The following is a 14,023-nucleotide window of genomic DNA, read 5'->3' as shown; positions in this document are numbered from 1 at the left end:
GCCGTGCTCGACGTCGTCCTGCTGAGCCTGGCCGAGGGCGACGCCTGCGGCGGCGGTTGCGGCGCGTGCGGATCCGACGCGCGCAAGGACGACCGCTGCACGCCGCGGGTCCCCGTGCTGAAATGCGCCGACGCGCTTCGGGCCGGGGGCGCGCGGGTGGACACCGTGGTCGCCACCTCGGATGCGGAGATCGACGCGGTGCTCACCCGGCTCGACGGCCCGTCGCGCGCGGACGGCCTGACCTGGCCGCGGGACGACCGCGGCCTGCGCCTCGTGGTGGCTTCGGCGACCGACAGTCAGTTACGCGCGGTGCTGCGCCGGCTGGTCCGCCGGTACGCCCCACCGCCCAGCAAACGTCCCGCCGACCTGGCCGCGGACCGAACCGTGCCGGATCTGCCGCCGGTGGCGATCCTGCCGCTGGACGCCGCCGCACCCGCCGATCTGGCGGCGCAACTGGGCTTGCCGAGGTCGCCGGAGGAGGTAGCCGCCGCAGTGCTCGGCGACCACGTGCGGCGCCTCGATCTGCTGCGCAACGACGCCGGTTCGGTCACCGTGGACGGTGCGCTGATCGGCGGCGCGGACGATCACGGACGCGCGGTGACCTGGCGCGGGCGGGTGGAGGTGGACGACGCGGTGCTGTCCGACGGCACGGACGGCATTCTCGCGTGCGCCATCGGCAACGCCGGTGGCTATGCGACAGTCGACGGCCTGCCGCTGCTGGCCGCCGGGGATCCCAGCGACGGCCGGGTCGAGGTGGCCGTGGCGGTGCCCGTGGTCAGCAGGCGCCGGTTCCGGCGCAACCGCGTGCGCGTCGAGGTGCGCCGCGCCCGAGGCCGCGCCGCCTCGGTGCTTCCCCGCGACGGTGAACTGCACTTTCTCGACGACGGGGTAGGCGGATCGATGGCTCGCAAGCGATCCTGGTGGATCGAACCGGGTGCCTGGGCGGTGTACGCGAACCGATCGGCTGTGCCAGTCTGAAGTGGTAGGAGACCTGGGGGAGGTTGCAGCAGTGGAGGACGAGAACGCCGACCGCGTCTACGTCCCGGGCACGAATGCCACGCCGCCCGCCCGGGACGTGGAGCCCTTCTGGCCGCCCGAGGAGCTGGAGACTCCGGTGCACGGCGGGAAGCCGGTGCCGCACGAATCGCGGCCCACCACGCCCGCCTCCACCCCACCGGGCCGTTCCGGCGGGGCCGAGCAGCATGGCGTGTACCGGCCCACGGAGCGCGCCACGGAACCGCCCGCCCGCCCGCAACCGCCGGCGCAGCAGCCGCCTCCGCCGTACGTCGCGACGCCGCCGCCGGCCGGGGAGCCGCGCGTGGCCAACGGCGCCTGGCCGCACCTTCCGCAGCATGCCGAGGAACCGGCCGATGCGGACTCGCCGCGACCTGATGCCCCGACGGGCAAGGCGGACACGCCCACGGGCATCGCGGACTCGCCGTGGGCGCAGCCGCCGCAGCGGCAGCCCACCGAGGCGAGTCCGCCCGCCGCCGATGATGACGTGGACATGCACCGGCTGGGCAGCCCACATCGCGGCCGCGTCGGTCCGTCCGGCACGGGCACCGCGCGCCCGGCCGCGTCCGATCCGGCGCCTGCCCGGCGTCCGGCGGACGCACCGGCCCGGCGACCGCATGAGGCACCCGCCCGGCGACCGGACGAGGTTTCCCCGCCGCCCGGCCCCGGCCCCGGCCCCGGCCCCGGCGCCGCCGGCGATCCGGGGAACGGCGCCGTCTACCGTCCCGGCCCGCGCGGGGCGGGCGACCAGCGACCGCCGGCCGCTCCGCGTCAGCGCGCGCGCCCCGCCGCGTCACCACCCGCCGGCCCGCCGCCTACCGCGCCACCGCCCGCCGCGCCACCGGCCGCCGGTCCCCACTCTGCCGGCCCCCCGCCGGCGGATCCCTATCAGCCGGTGGATCCGTACCAGCAGGTGCCGTGGAACCCCGGCGACACACCCACCGCGGAGGAGTTCGCGCGCCGCCGCCTGGCAAAGCCCGCCGAGCCGACCGCCACCATGGGTCCGCGCGCCATGCTCCAGAAGTCCACCCTCGGGCTGCTGCGCATCGCGCCTGGCAGGCGGGAACTGGACTACAAGCGCGACGTCGAGATGGTGCGCCGCAACTTCGGCGGCCTGCGCCAGGTCACCGTGGTCAACCCGAAGGGCGGGGCCGGCAAGACGGTCGCCGTGCTGCTGCTCGCGATGACCTTCGGGCAGAAGCGCGGCGGATACGTGCTCGCCTGGGACAACAACGAGACCCAGGGCACCCTCGGCATGCGCGCGCAGCAGGACTTCCATGCCCGTACGGTCCGCGACATGATGCGCGACCTGCACCTGTTCCGGGGTGCACACGGCCGGGTGGGCGATCTGTCGCAGTACGTCCGCGCCCAGGGCGAGGGCATGTTCGACGTGCTGGCCTCCGACGAATCGGCCACCGCGGGCGAGATGCTCACCGCCAACGCGTTCGCCGAGATCCGCGAGATCGTCAGCCGGTTCTACAAGCTGATCTTCGTGGACACCGGGAACAACGTACGGGCGCAGAACTGGCAGGCCGCGATCGACGCCACCGATCAGCTCGTGATCACCATGTCCGCGCGCAACGACTCGGCGGAGACCGCCGCCCGCATGCTCGACCACCTGGAGCAGAGCGGACGCCAGCGCCTGGTGCGGCAGGCCATCAGCGTGGTGTCCATGCCGCCCACCCGCAAGGACATCGACCTGCCCGCCATCCAGCGGCACTTCGCGGCGCGCACCCGGGCGGTGCTGCTCGCACCGTACGAGAAACTGATCGACTCGGGTGAGCCGTTGCGGTACGGCCACCTGTCCGGCCCGACCCGCGACGCATGGTTGAAGATCGCTGCGGCCGTCGCCGAAGGGCTGTGACGCCGCGAATCAGCCGGTCTCGGCGGCGGCGCCGGTCGGGCCGCCGAGGGCCGCGGTGAGCAGCTCCGCAGCCGGTCCGGTCGGCGTCCGGCCCAACCAGACCGCATGCAGCGGCCGACGGGCGTCCAGGTCCGTCACCGCCAGCTCCACCAGTTCCCGCGCGGCGACCGCGGTGGCCGCCGCCCGCGCGCTGATCACGCCGACGCCGCCGCCCGCCCGCACCGTCGCCATGATGGTGGTGGTGGAACCGAGGCTTGTCGCGTGCGGAAGATGCGGCGCGGCACCGAGCGCGTTCTCCACCGCCAGCAGGAAGGTGTCCCGCGTGCCGGAGCCGGGTTCGCGGAGCAGCAGCGGCTGGTTCACCACGTCCCGCAGACGCAGCCCACTCGATGCGCGGGCGGCCAGCGGATAGGCCGCGGCCACCACCAGGGCCAGCCGGTCCTCTCCCACCACGCGGGCGCTCAGGTCCGCGGGCACGTCCGGCGACTCCACGAATCCCAGGTCGGCCGCGCCGGTGCGGACCGCGACGCAGACGTCCGCACTGTTCGCGACGCCCGCCGAGATGTCCAGATCGGGATGGCTCCGGCGCAGCGTGAGGAGCCACGCGGGCAGCAGGTACTCCGCCACCGTGAGGCTGGCCGCGATACGCAGCCGGGCCTGCCGATCGGCGCGCAGGGTGAGCACTCCGTCGGCCAACGCCTGCGCCGCGTCGACGACGCCGTGGGTCCAGGCGACCACCGCCTCGCCGGCCGGCGTGAGCAGGCTTCCCCGTCGGGAACGCACCAGCAGCGGGACGCCCAGCCGACGCTCCAGCCGGTTGATCCGCGCACTCGCGCTGGGCTGCGTGATGCCGTGCGCCTGCGCGGCCCGGCCCACGCTGCCGGTCTCGGCGACCGACAACAGCAGGTCCAAGGCCGGAAGGTCGCTGATCCAGGGCGGCAACGGCATCGTCGGCAGTCTGTCACAGCGTCAGCGCCTGCAGGCCGAGGCTCGTCGCGCTGACCGCCACCCACAGCATCACGCCGAGCAGCAGCGGACGGGGCCCAGCCCGGCGCAGACCGGCCACGTCGGTGGACAGGCCGATGGCGGCGAGCGCGACCGCGATGCACACCAGGGCGGCCCGGTGCGCGGGCGGGTGCGCGGCGGCCGGGATCAGCCCGGCCGAGTTCAGCGCCGCGACCAGCACGAACCCGACCAGGAACCACGGCACCAGCGCCACGGCTGCACGCCAGCGGGCCGGCCGCGCTTCCGCCGGCGCGGCGCCGTCTCGGTGCCGGACCGTCGCGGCCAGCGCCAGCACGATCGGAATGATCATCAAGGTGCGCACGAGCTTGACCACGACGGCGTGCTGGGCGGCGGTCGGCCCGTAGGTGCTCGCCGCGGCCACCACGGAGCTGGTGTCGTTCACCGCCGTGCCGGCGAACAGCCCGAACGCCTCCTGGCCCAGGCCGAGGGCGTGGCCCAGGGGCGGAAAGAGCAACACCGCGGCGATGTTGCACAGGAAGATGGTGGAGATCGCGTACGCCACATCGGTGCTGCGCGCCCGGATCGTCGGCGTGACGGCGGCGATCGCCGAGGCACCGCAGATGCCGGTGCCGACGCCGATCAGCGTGCTCAGGTCGCGGCCGATGCCCAAGCGCCTGCCCAGGACGGCGGCGAGTGCCAGGCACACCGCCAGGGTGCCGAGCATCACTGGCAGCGAGTCGACGCCCACCGAGACCGCCTCGCCGAGCGAAAGCTGCGCGCCCAGGAGCACCACGGAGAACTGCAGCACCCGGCCCTTGGCGAAGTCCAGACCTGGATGCCAGAGCGCGGCGCGGCGACGCAGCAGTGGGCTCAGCGCCACACCGGTGAGCACCGCGAAGACCGGTGCGCCGATCACCGGCACCGCCGCGCCGGCCGCCGTCGCGCCCAGGCCGAGCAGCACGGCGACGACCAGACCGGCGACCGGACCAGGCGCGGTGCGGCGGTCGGCGGGAGCCAGAACGATCATGGGTTCCAGGCTTCCGCCGCGCTCAAGCCTGCGGTAGCGCCGATCCGGCACCCACCGTCATAGTCGGTGCCTATGACCTGGGCTCGACGGACCGGCACATCGACCGCGGGGGCGCCGACGGCGGGCGCGGCTCAGGTCAGGGCGTCGGCGGCGGCCGGGTCGCTGTCGCGCAGGAACTGGGCGCAGCGCGCCGCCTCATCCGACTCGCCGATCGCCGCCGCCGCCTGGGAGAGGCTGTGCAAGCAACGCAGGAATCCGCGGTTCGGCTCGTGCGACCAGGGCACCGGTCCGTGCCCCTTCCAGCCGCTGCGGCGCAGCGCGTCCAAACCGCGGTGGTAGCCGGTGCGCGCGTAGGCGTACGCGGTGACCGGCTGATCGGCGGCGAGCGCGTTCGCGGCCAGTGCGGCCCAGGCCGCGCTGTAAGCCGGATAGTCCGCCGCGACCTGCTGGTAGGCGGCGTCGGTGCCACTCTCCGCTGCCCTTCCGAGCGCCGTGTCGGCGTCCTCGGAGACGGGCAGGCGCGTGGCGGGAGGCTCCGGGAGAAGATTCTGCATGACTCCATTCAACCGGTCCGGCGGCCACCGATTCCCGAGGGGGCGTACGACGTGCCGCGTTGTCCGCCCGGCATACGCTACGAGTCATGTCCGATGATCCATTCGCGCCGGCGCACCGTGGCAACCTCGCCGTCGAAGCCACCGGTGACCTACCCTTCGACGCCACCGCGAATGAGATCGAATCGCGCGCCGAACTCGACACCCACCTGGCGAAACGGTCACTGGCCGGTTTGATCGTGCTCGGCCTCCGGTTGGATCAGGATCCGCCGGATCTGAGCGCGGTGGACGTACGGGAAACGCTGTTCGTCGGGTGTCATCTGGCCGACGCGGACGTGGAGACCGATCTGATCCGGCGCGGCGCGCATCTGGTGCCGCCGTTCGAGACGCGGCCCTACCCGACCCATCCGGCCATCCTCTACACCCCGGACGATCTGGCCTCGGGCTTCGCGCAGGGCGGCTTCGCCGAGATGTACGACACCCGGGTCTACCAGCACTTCCGGACGCACGGCGGGGCGACGCCGGACATCCGCGAGGCGATCGCGCAGCGGTTGCACGACGCGGGCATCGACAACGCACTGGGCAAGGCCCTCGACGCCTGGGCGGTCGACCATGCCGCGAACCGGGCAGTGGGCATCATGGGCGGCCACGCCGAACCGCGCGGTTCCGACGCCTACCGGATGGCCGCGACGCTCGCCTGGCGGCTGGCCCGCGCCGACCGGTTGATCGTCACCGGCGGCGGTCCGGGCGTGATGGAGGCGGCCAACTTGGGCGCCTATTTCGCCGCGCGACCAGCCGCCGAGTTGCACCGCGCGATCGACATGCTGGCGCCGGTTCCGGATTTCCTGGACCACGATCCATACACTGCCGCCGCGATCGAGGTGCGTGCGGCCTTCCCCGCGCCGCCGACGGCCGCGCACGACCTCGTCGGCCGGCTCACCTACGGCGGCCTCGCCCTGCCCACCTGGCTGTACGGCCACGAGCCGGCGAACCTGTTCGCCGGTCAGATCGGCAAATATTTCTCCAACGCGGTGCGCGAGGACTCGATCCTTCGGCTGGCCCGCGGCGGCATCGTCTTCGCGCCCGGACGCGCCGGCACGGTGCAGGAGGTCTTCCAGGCCGCGACCAAGACGTTCTACCGGACCGACGGCCCGTCCGGGGCGTTCGTCTTCCTCGGTGTCGAGCATTGGCGGGCGCTGCCGGTGGAGGCGCTGCTCCGGCCGCTGCTGGCCGATTCGCCGCACGGCGACCAGTCGGACCTCATCGTGGTGACGGATGACCTGGACCGGGCCATGCACGCGTTGACGGTGGACTGACCTGCCGGTCAGGCCACGTGCACCCGGCGCCAGTTGTGCACCGGCAGGTCCACCTCGGGCACGTCGGTCAGCCCGTTCTCGTCCATCGCGTTGTAGACGGCCAGCCGGGCGCCTTCGAAGAGGAACTCCACTCCGTGCAGGATCCGGGGCCGCCACTGTGCCACGGTGATCAACTCGATGATGTTGACCGCGCGCAGCGGACGCCCGCGGGCGTTGCGCAGCGCCGCGGTCGGGTCGGCGCGCCAGTCGAAATGCTCATACCAGTCGATCGGCACGTTCAGATCGATCTGGTCCCAGGTGATGGCGCACTCGTCGAACTTGCGGTGCGTGATCTCGACCTGCGTCGAGCCGAAGTGCAGCACCACCGGACCGTCGGCGAACCAGCCGCGCTCGGCCATGTCCCACATCAGCCAGCCGGAGCGCAGCTTGCGCCCGATCAGGCGAACGAAACGGTGCCGGTGGACGGCGGCCAGGGCCTCGGCGTCGTGATGCCACTCGGGTTCATATCCCGCAATGCCGAGCACGATCACCTCCAGCCGTCGGAGAAGTGATCGATCGTACCCATCCCGCGGCGCGGCCCTGCAACACGACGACGGCCGGCCCCACCAACGGGGACCGGCCGTGATGGGATGATTACTTCGAGAGAGTGGTGCCCGTCGACCGGAGGTTCTCGCATGCCTCCACGACGCGCTTCGCCAGGCCGTTCTCGGCCAGCTTGCCCCAGGCACGCGGGTCGTACGCCTTCTTGTTGCCGACCTCGCCGTCCACCTTCAGCACGCCGTCGTAGTTGCGGAGCATGTGGTCCGCGACCGGGCGGGTGAACGCATACTGCGTGTCGGTGTCGATGTTCATCTTCACCACACCGTAGTCGAGAGCACCGTGGATCTCCGACAGCAGCGAACCGGAGCCGCCATGGAACACCAGGTCGAACGGCTTCTCCTTGCCGTACTTGGCGCCCACCGCCTCCTGGATCTCCTTGAGGATCTCCGGGCGGAGCTTGACGTTGCCCGGCTTGTAGACGCCGTGCACGTTGCCGAAGGTCAGCGCCGTCATGTAGCGGCCCTTCTCGCCCAGGCCCAGCGCGGCAGCGGTGGCGAGACCGTCCTCGACCGTCGAGTAGAGCTTGTCGTCGATCGCGGCGGAGACGCCGTCCTCCTCGCCGCCGACCACGCCGACCTCGATCTCCAGGACGATGTGCGCGGCCGCCGCCAGCGTCAGCAGCTCCTCGGCGATCTGCAGGTTCTCCTCGACCGGCACGGCCGAACCGTCCCACATGTGCGACTGGAACAGCGGCGCCTTGCCGTTCGCCACCCGCTCCTTACTGATCGCCAGCAGCGGACGAACGTACTTGTCCAGCTTGTCCTTCGGGCAGTGGTCGGTGTGCAGGGCGATGTTGACCGGGTAGTTCTTGGCCACCTCGGTGGCGAACTCGGCCAGCGCCACCGCCCCGGTGACCATGTTCTTGACGGTCGGGCCGGAGACGTACTCGGCGCCGCCGGTGGAGATCTGGATGATGCCGTCGCTGCCCGCCTCGGTGAAGCCCTGAAGGGCTGCGTTCAGGGTCTGCGAGGACGTCACGTTGATCGCGGGATAGGCGAACGCGCCGGACTTGGCACGGTCGAGCATCTCGCGGTAGACCTCAGGCGAAGCGATAGGCATCGAAAGGCTCCTTGATCATTCTGTACGACATGAGGGCCCGGACCGCGCTGTCCCCCTTCGGGCAGTATTCCGCAGCCGACGGCGTGGACGGAAACCGGCCCGTTCGAGGTGGGGCATTTCGCCGGGATCGTGGACGACTACCGCTGAGGTGCTGGTCTCAGCGTTCACACAGCTCATCTGAAGGTCCGGGCCGGTACCCTGGCTCCTCGTGGACGTGCGTGCGCTGACTGAGCAGTTGGCTTTCAATCCGCTGGACCCGACGGACCTCGTGCACACCTTCGGACTCTTCGGAGTCTGGGTGGTGCTCTTCGCCGAGACCGGCCTCCTCGCCGGGTTCTTCTTCCCCGGCGACTCCCTGCTGTTCCTGGCTGGTGTCGCGTCCTCCCCCGTGGCCGACTCCTTCTTCGGTGACGGCACCCGACTTTCGCTGGTCGGCCTGCTGGTGGGAGCTCCACTGTGCGCGATTCTGGGTGCGCAGCTCGGCCACTTCCTCGGGGCTCGCTACGGGCGGCGGATGTTCGACAAGCCCGACTCCCGGCTCTTCAAGCGGGAATACGTGGAGAAGGCGGAGTACTACTTCGACAAGTTCGGACCGGCCAAGGCCGTGGTGCTGGCGCGCTTCATCCCGATCGTCCGGACCTTCTTGAACCCGGTGGCCGGCACGCTCGGCATGTCTGCCCGCAAGTTCCTCCTGTGGAACGTGGTGGGCGCGATTCTCTGGTGCGACGGCGTGCTGTTGGTCGGTTATCTCCTGGCCCAGCAGATCTACGACGCCATCGGGGATCAGATCGACCACTACATCCTGCCGGTCGTCGCGCTGATCGTGCTGATCTCGGTGTTGCCGATCGTGATCGAGGCGGTTCGGGAGCGGAAGGCCCGCCGGACCGCCTCGGAGGCAGGGCCCGCCGCGGCGGTCGGCGTCGTGGCCGCGGCGAGCATCGCCGGCCTGGCCGATGCGGTGCACGACGATGACGGGTCGGAGGAGCCGCATCGGCCGCGCAGCCACCGCCGCTGACCGAGCTGTGCGGAAGCTCCGGTCCAGGCCGGGCGGGTTCAGACGGCGATTGCCGCGGCCCCGTCGAGCCGTTCGACGAACGCCTCGGGGCAGTCGGGCAGGCTGTCCAACCGCCCGGCGGTAAGCGCCCGGTACGTCAGCAACGCCGCCTCTTCCAGGTTGCGCGCCCGCTTGTGGGCGAGTTCGACGCTGTCCGCCATGACCACGCAGCCGTGCTGGCTGAGCACCATGCAGTCGGTGCCGTCGGCGGCCATCGCCGCGGTGAGCGCGGCCAACTCGGTGGTGCCCGGCAGCCGGAACGGCACCGTGACCACGCGGCGCAGATAGAACGCATGATCCGTGGTGACCAGCCGGACACGCTCTCCGAGCGCGTCGAGCAGCAGCGTGGTCTGCGGATGCAGGTGCACCACGGCGTTGACGTCCGGCCGGGCACGATAGAGCGCCAGGTGCAGGGCCACTTCGCTACTCGGTTCGAGCCGCGGCGCCGGGAGCGGGGCGCCCGGCCCAGTGGGGCCCTCCACCGGCGAACCGTCGGAGATGCGCACCGCGGTGAAGGAGGTGCGGCTGAGCCGATCGAGCCAGGTGCCGCCGGCGGTGACCCAGCAGGCGTCGTCGTCGGCGATGCGGGCGGACAGATTGCCGCCGGATCCGCAGACCAACCCTGCTTGGACCACGTCGTATCCCACGTGCGTGAGCTGGTCTCGCAGATCACCCGGTACGTAGTTCACCCGTGCTCCTTCGGGTCCGTGGGGGTGGACTGGCGAATGGAGAGGTAATCCAGCCTGGCGCCACAGCCATGAACGGTGACGCCAGGCGTACGCCCTGAGGTCAGCGCGCCTTCTTGGTGGCCCGCTTGCGCGGCGGCGTCAGCAGGTCGGCGATGGTCGCGATGGCGGTCGGCACCAGGCGGTAGTACGCCCAGACGCCGCGCTTCTCGCGCTCCAGGAGGCCGGCCTCGGTCAGGATCCGCAAATGGTGCGACACGGTCGGCTGCGACAGCCCGAGCGGGGCAGTCAGGTCGCAGACGCACGCTTCACCGTCCGTAGCGGACTGAATGAGGCTGAGCAGCCGGAGCCGCGCAGGGTCCGCGAGAGCCTTCAACACCCCCGCGAGACGCTCGGCATCGGCTCGTTCAATTGGCTCGCCGGCAAGCGGCGAGATCTGCGGCATTGTCATTTCCGCCAACGCTGTTCCCACGATCTCCATCCTTCCACCAACTGCATCGATTCTCCTGCATGTCCGCAGGAACGAACCGGCTAACCTTTCAGGCCGTAAGTCCGAGACGGGTCGCCAGGTCGGGCGATCGGCACGGCGGCCGACCGCCACCGTGCAGCGTTCCTACCCCGATGAAACGAGCAATATCCCGACACCGACTTCGGTCTCTGCCTCCTGCAACGCCTCAGCCGCCGTGAGGTCGCTGCTGATCGTCGTAGAGACCTCGGTCTCCGTGCTGGAAGTGAGCCGTCCCACAATGTGAATCTCTCGATTCCGCGCTCCCGTCGGTCCCCACCGGCCGAGCCGACATGCACGTCGGGTGCGGTCGTCTGGCGCGGCGGCACCGTCGCCTCACGACCCCGCGAAAGCGGCGCACGACGCAGCGCAACCACACAGGTGCTCGTGGATTTACGCAGGTCATGCAGGACTTCCATGACATCGAGAGTACTGGCTGAACGGAAACCGGAACGTTCCGCCCCGCCGGTGCGTAAAGCCGCCAATGGGCACGCACCTCCGGCCCGTTAAATAGGACGCATTATTTACAGATCCCGCTCCGTGGACCGTCACACAGAGCCATAGATGCAGCTCAAAGCCCATTTCCCCGGGCAATGCGTGGCCACCCGAGGGCTGATCGACTCGCCACGCCGGCCCATGACCGCGTGTCGTCGTCGCGATGCTTTTGGCCGTCCGACGACGAACAGTTGCCCGGTGGTATCGCAGATGGCGTCCATACGGACGACTTGGGGACATCATTATCTGTCGATGCCATCCGTTCGGAGGACCCGGAAACGCGGAGGACGGCAATGGCACCACTATTTGAAATGTGACGCACATCTCTTTAGGGATTGCGTTGAAGGCCGCCCCCGAGATCGCAATAAGCGCGATCGATGCATGACGCAGCGTATCGGCCGGGTGGTCAGGTGGACGGCCGGGACCAGAATTCGTCGTCCGGGCCGGGGGCGGGTGCCGACGGTGCCGCGGGCTGGTAGCCGGTCCCACCCGCGGCGCCGGGCGCATCACCGGGCGGGCGGGCCCACGGGTTGCTCGCCACGGAGTGCGGTCCCACCGGGGCCGCGGGCGGTGCTACCCCGGGCTGGCCGACCGCCGACGGGTATCCGATGGCCGGCTGGTGGACGGGCGGATAGAAGACCGGCGGGCGGCCGGGCGCGGGCCGACGGCCGAAATAGGCACCGGGCGCGGCTGCGAGCAGCGCAGCGACAAGGATGTACCCCAGCATCTGCGCCACCGCGAGGGTCACGTTCCAGCCGATCCAACCGTGGGGATAAGCGTCCGCCAGCGCCGCACCGATGGAGCCCGGCACCGGCTCGCCGCGGCGCTGGATCAACACGGTGGCCGTGGACCCGCAACCGGCGATCAGTCCGAGCCCGGCGACCACCCAGGTCGCGATGCGGGCGCCGTTGCTTCCGCGGCGCAACCCCACCGCCAGCGTCACATAGAGCGCGACAAGCACCAGTGCGAGCACGAGAGCGATTGCCGCACCGATCCACACCACGGTGACGTATCCCTCCACCGCGTCACGACGAACGCCCACGGCGGACGAGCGGAATCGGTCCGTCAGCCCCGGGGCCACGGCCACCGTCGCGACGGCGTAGCCCAATCCGACGACTGCCATCACACACAGCACGGCGGCGGCAGACGTCACCGCCACCGGGCGAGACGAGGGGCTCGCGGCCGGTGGTGTCGGCGGAGCCTGGACAGGGTGAGACATCGGCTTCTCCCGGGTGATCCGTCGCACCGAACCTACCCGTTTTGGCCGTCCCGCTCAGGCGGGCGGCGCAGGATCCGACGGAGGCGGCTTCGGCGGTCCGTCGGACTCGTCATCCCGCGGCGGCTCCTCGCGCGCCGGCGTGGACCACGGGTCGGCTCCCGCGCCGCCGGACGGTGGCGGACCGGACGGCGAGTCGCCCGGCTGTGGCTGGCCCGGCTGCGCTTGACCCGGCTGGGCTTGACCCGGCTGCGCTTGACCCGGCTGGGCTTGACCCGGCTGCGCTTGACCCGGCTGGGGCTGACCCGGGTATGCCGGGTAGCCGGGCGGGGCCGACTCCTGACCGGGGTACGGCCCGCCCGGATAGGGCTGCTGGCCACCCGGGTAAGGCTGGCCGCCCGAGTAAGGCTGGCCGCCCGAGTAAGGCTGGCCGCCCGAGTAAGGCTGGCCGCCCGGGTAAGGCTGGCCACCCGAGTAAGGCTGGCCGCCGGGATAGGGCTGACCACCCGGCTGGGCGGGGTAATAAGGCTGCGAGGGATCCCAGCCGACCGCAGCGGGCTTGCGGAAGAACGCGTTCGCGGCCGGCAGGGCGAGCAGGATCAGCGCCGCCAGCACGCACAGCACGGCCAGCACATCGAGCGTCACGGTCACCGGGTTGAGCCAGGACGGCAACGCGTCGTTCAGTCGGCGCTCCAACTCCTGCGGGCTGACCCCGGTGCCGCCGTCGGCGCCCGGCAGGTCCATCGAACCGGCCACGCCGTTGAGGATCGTGCCGCCCGCACTGCAACAGGCGAACAGGCCGCCGAGCACCCACGTGACGATCCGCGCCGGGTTCTTGCCCCGGTTGTTGAGCAGCGCGAGCACCACCATCCCGGCCGCGATCAACAGGTTGATGACCACCGCGCCGACGGTGGCAGCGACGGCGATGTCCGCTTCACCGGATGAACCGCTGCCGTAGACGTCGTGGTAGACGTCGCCGATCCGGCCCACCACGCTGATCGAGAGCACTCCGCTCAGCACCGTGAGCCCCGCCGCGACGAACAACAAGATGGACGAAACGGTCACCACCGTGGGGCGGGCCGCCGGACTAGTCGCGTGTGTGCCTGTCGGATCGGTCACGCTTCCCCCTCCTAGATCCACTCAAGGTATCGGGCGGTTTCCAGTTCTGCGACCCGTGTGTCCAGAACGTCACGCTGTGGCAACATCGGGCGACGCCGGAGGAAACCAGCCTAAAAGGTCGCTCGATCAGGGGGGCGACAGGAGGCACGCCGACCCATACACTTCCCTTTCGTGGCGCGCCGAGAGCTTCCCAGCCGACTGGCGCTGCCTGCTGCCCGACCGAGTCGCCGCCCCCGCATCCCGATGGCTGGGGCCCAGGCAGACCGGATCCGGGCGCCTACCCCTTTAAGCCGGCCGCGTGACCACGCCGCGGCCGCCCCAGACCCGTTAAGGACCGGTGAGTCCCATGCCCCACGCCGACACTCTGACCGTCGTTCACCATGACGACACCAGATCCCGCTACAAAGACGTCCGATACGAGCTCCACCGCGACGGCATCCGGATCTGGTCCGACCGGGGCGAGCTGCTCGCCCTGACCGACATCCTCATGACACACGCCTACCGGCAGCGGGAGGCGGTGGCCAAGGCCGGCTAGTGGAAAGGCCCCGGAG

The 14,023-nt window shown here is 71.0% G+C and carries 14 protein-coding genes; 5 read left to right on the top strand and 9 right to left on the bottom strand.

Going from position 1 to position 14,023, the window contains the following annotated elements:
* Positions 1 to 3 precede the first annotated feature (3 nt).
* Complete coding sequence (locus IEY73_RS15825; protein WP_189079968.1) at positions 4 to 978, top strand: hypothetical protein; 975 nt, start codon at positions 4 to 6, stop codon at positions 976 to 978.
* A 31-nt stretch (positions 979 to 1,009) separates the two neighbouring features.
* Positions 1,010 to 2,878, top strand: coding sequence for a chromosome partitioning protein (locus IEY73_RS15820; protein ID WP_189079967.1), 1,869 nt, complete (start codon positions 1,010 to 1,012; stop codon positions 2,876 to 2,878).
* Between the two features lie 9 nt (positions 2,879 to 2,887).
* Here the strand turns inward: IEY73_RS15820 and IEY73_RS15815 are convergent, their stop codons facing one another.
* The 3 genes from IEY73_RS15815 to IEY73_RS15805 form a co-directional block, all read right to left on the bottom strand.
* On the bottom strand, positions 2,888 to 3,826 hold the full coding sequence (locus tag IEY73_RS15815; RefSeq protein ID WP_189079966.1) for a LysR family transcriptional regulator: 939 nt from the start codon (positions 3,824 to 3,826) through the stop codon (positions 2,888 to 2,890).
* Between the two features lie 13 nt (positions 3,827 to 3,839).
* Positions 3,840 to 4,871, bottom strand: a complete 1,032-nt coding sequence (locus IEY73_RS15810) for a YeiH family protein (RefSeq protein ID WP_189079965.1) — start codon at positions 4,869 to 4,871, stop codon at positions 3,840 to 3,842.
* Positions 4,872 to 5,002: 131 nt separating this feature from the next.
* Complete coding sequence (locus IEY73_RS15805; RefSeq protein WP_189079964.1) at positions 5,003 to 5,425, bottom strand: DUF3151 domain-containing protein; 423 nt, start codon at positions 5,423 to 5,425, stop codon at positions 5,003 to 5,005.
* A gap of 86 nt (positions 5,426 to 5,511) precedes the next feature.
* Here IEY73_RS15805 and IEY73_RS15800 point away from each other — a divergent pair, with 86 nt between their 5' ends.
* On the top strand, positions 5,512 to 6,738 hold the full coding sequence (locus tag IEY73_RS15800) for an LOG family protein (protein WP_189079963.1): 1,227 nt from the start codon (positions 5,512 to 5,514) through the stop codon (positions 6,736 to 6,738).
* Between the two features lie 8 nt (positions 6,739 to 6,746).
* Here IEY73_RS15800 and IEY73_RS15795 read toward each other — a convergent pair whose 3' ends face one another.
* On the bottom strand, positions 6,747 to 7,262 hold the full coding sequence (locus IEY73_RS15795) for a hypothetical protein (RefSeq protein ID WP_189079962.1): 516 nt from the start codon (positions 7,260 to 7,262) through the stop codon (positions 6,747 to 6,749).
* A 109-nt stretch (positions 7,263 to 7,371) separates the two neighbouring features.
* A complete protein-coding gene (gene fbaA / locus IEY73_RS15790; protein ID WP_189079961.1) occupies positions 7,372 to 8,397 on the bottom strand; it encodes a class II fructose-bisphosphate aldolase in 1,026 nt (341 codons plus the stop codon).
* 208 nt (positions 8,398 to 8,605) lie between these two features.
* On the opposite strand from fbaA, the gene IEY73_RS15785 reads away from it, so the two are divergent.
* Positions 8,606 to 9,412, top strand: a complete 807-nt coding sequence (locus IEY73_RS15785) for a DedA family protein (RefSeq protein ID WP_189079960.1) — start codon at positions 8,606 to 8,608, stop codon at positions 9,410 to 9,412.
* Between the two features lie 38 nt (positions 9,413 to 9,450).
* On the opposite strand, the gene IEY73_RS15780 is transcribed toward IEY73_RS15785, so the two are convergent.
* The 4 genes from IEY73_RS15780 to IEY73_RS15765 all read right to left on the bottom strand — a co-directional run bounded on the left by IEY73_RS15780 (position 9,451) and on the right by IEY73_RS15765 (position 13,472).
* Positions 9,451 to 10,140 (bottom strand): class II aldolase/adducin family protein, encoded by a 690-nt coding sequence (locus tag IEY73_RS15780; protein ID WP_189079959.1) that lies wholly within the window; start codon positions 10,138 to 10,140, stop codon positions 9,451 to 9,453.
* 100 nt (positions 10,141 to 10,240) lie between these two features.
* Complete coding sequence (locus tag IEY73_RS15775) at positions 10,241 to 10,618, bottom strand: ArsR/SmtB family transcription factor (protein ID WP_014440216.1); 378 nt, start codon at positions 10,616 to 10,618, stop codon at positions 10,241 to 10,243.
* A 925-nt stretch (positions 10,619 to 11,543) separates the two neighbouring features.
* Complete coding sequence (locus IEY73_RS15770) at positions 11,544 to 12,296, bottom strand: hypothetical protein (protein ID WP_189079958.1); 753 nt, start codon at positions 12,294 to 12,296, stop codon at positions 11,544 to 11,546.
* Between the two features lie 114 nt (positions 12,297 to 12,410).
* Complete coding sequence (locus IEY73_RS15765) at positions 12,411 to 13,472, bottom strand: hypothetical protein (RefSeq protein WP_189079957.1); 1,062 nt, start codon at positions 13,470 to 13,472, stop codon at positions 12,411 to 12,413.
* A 346-nt stretch (positions 13,473 to 13,818) separates the two neighbouring features.
* Between IEY73_RS15765 and IEY73_RS15760 the strand changes: the two genes are divergently transcribed.
* The gene (locus IEY73_RS15760; RefSeq protein ID WP_189079956.1) at positions 13,819 to 14,007 is read left to right on the top strand and encodes a hypothetical protein; all 189 of its coding nucleotides are present in this window, start codon (positions 13,819 to 13,821) and stop codon (positions 14,005 to 14,007) included.
* Positions 14,008 to 14,023: the final 16 nt, after the last annotated feature.

Source organism: Mangrovihabitans endophyticus, from assembly GCF_014646155.1.
Classification (GTDB): domain Bacteria; phylum Actinomycetota; class Actinomycetes; order Mycobacteriales; family Micromonosporaceae; genus Actinoplanes; species Actinoplanes endophyticus.
The sequence above is the reverse complement of the archived record's forward strand: the minus strand, read 5'-3'. Positions and strand labels throughout refer to the sequence as shown.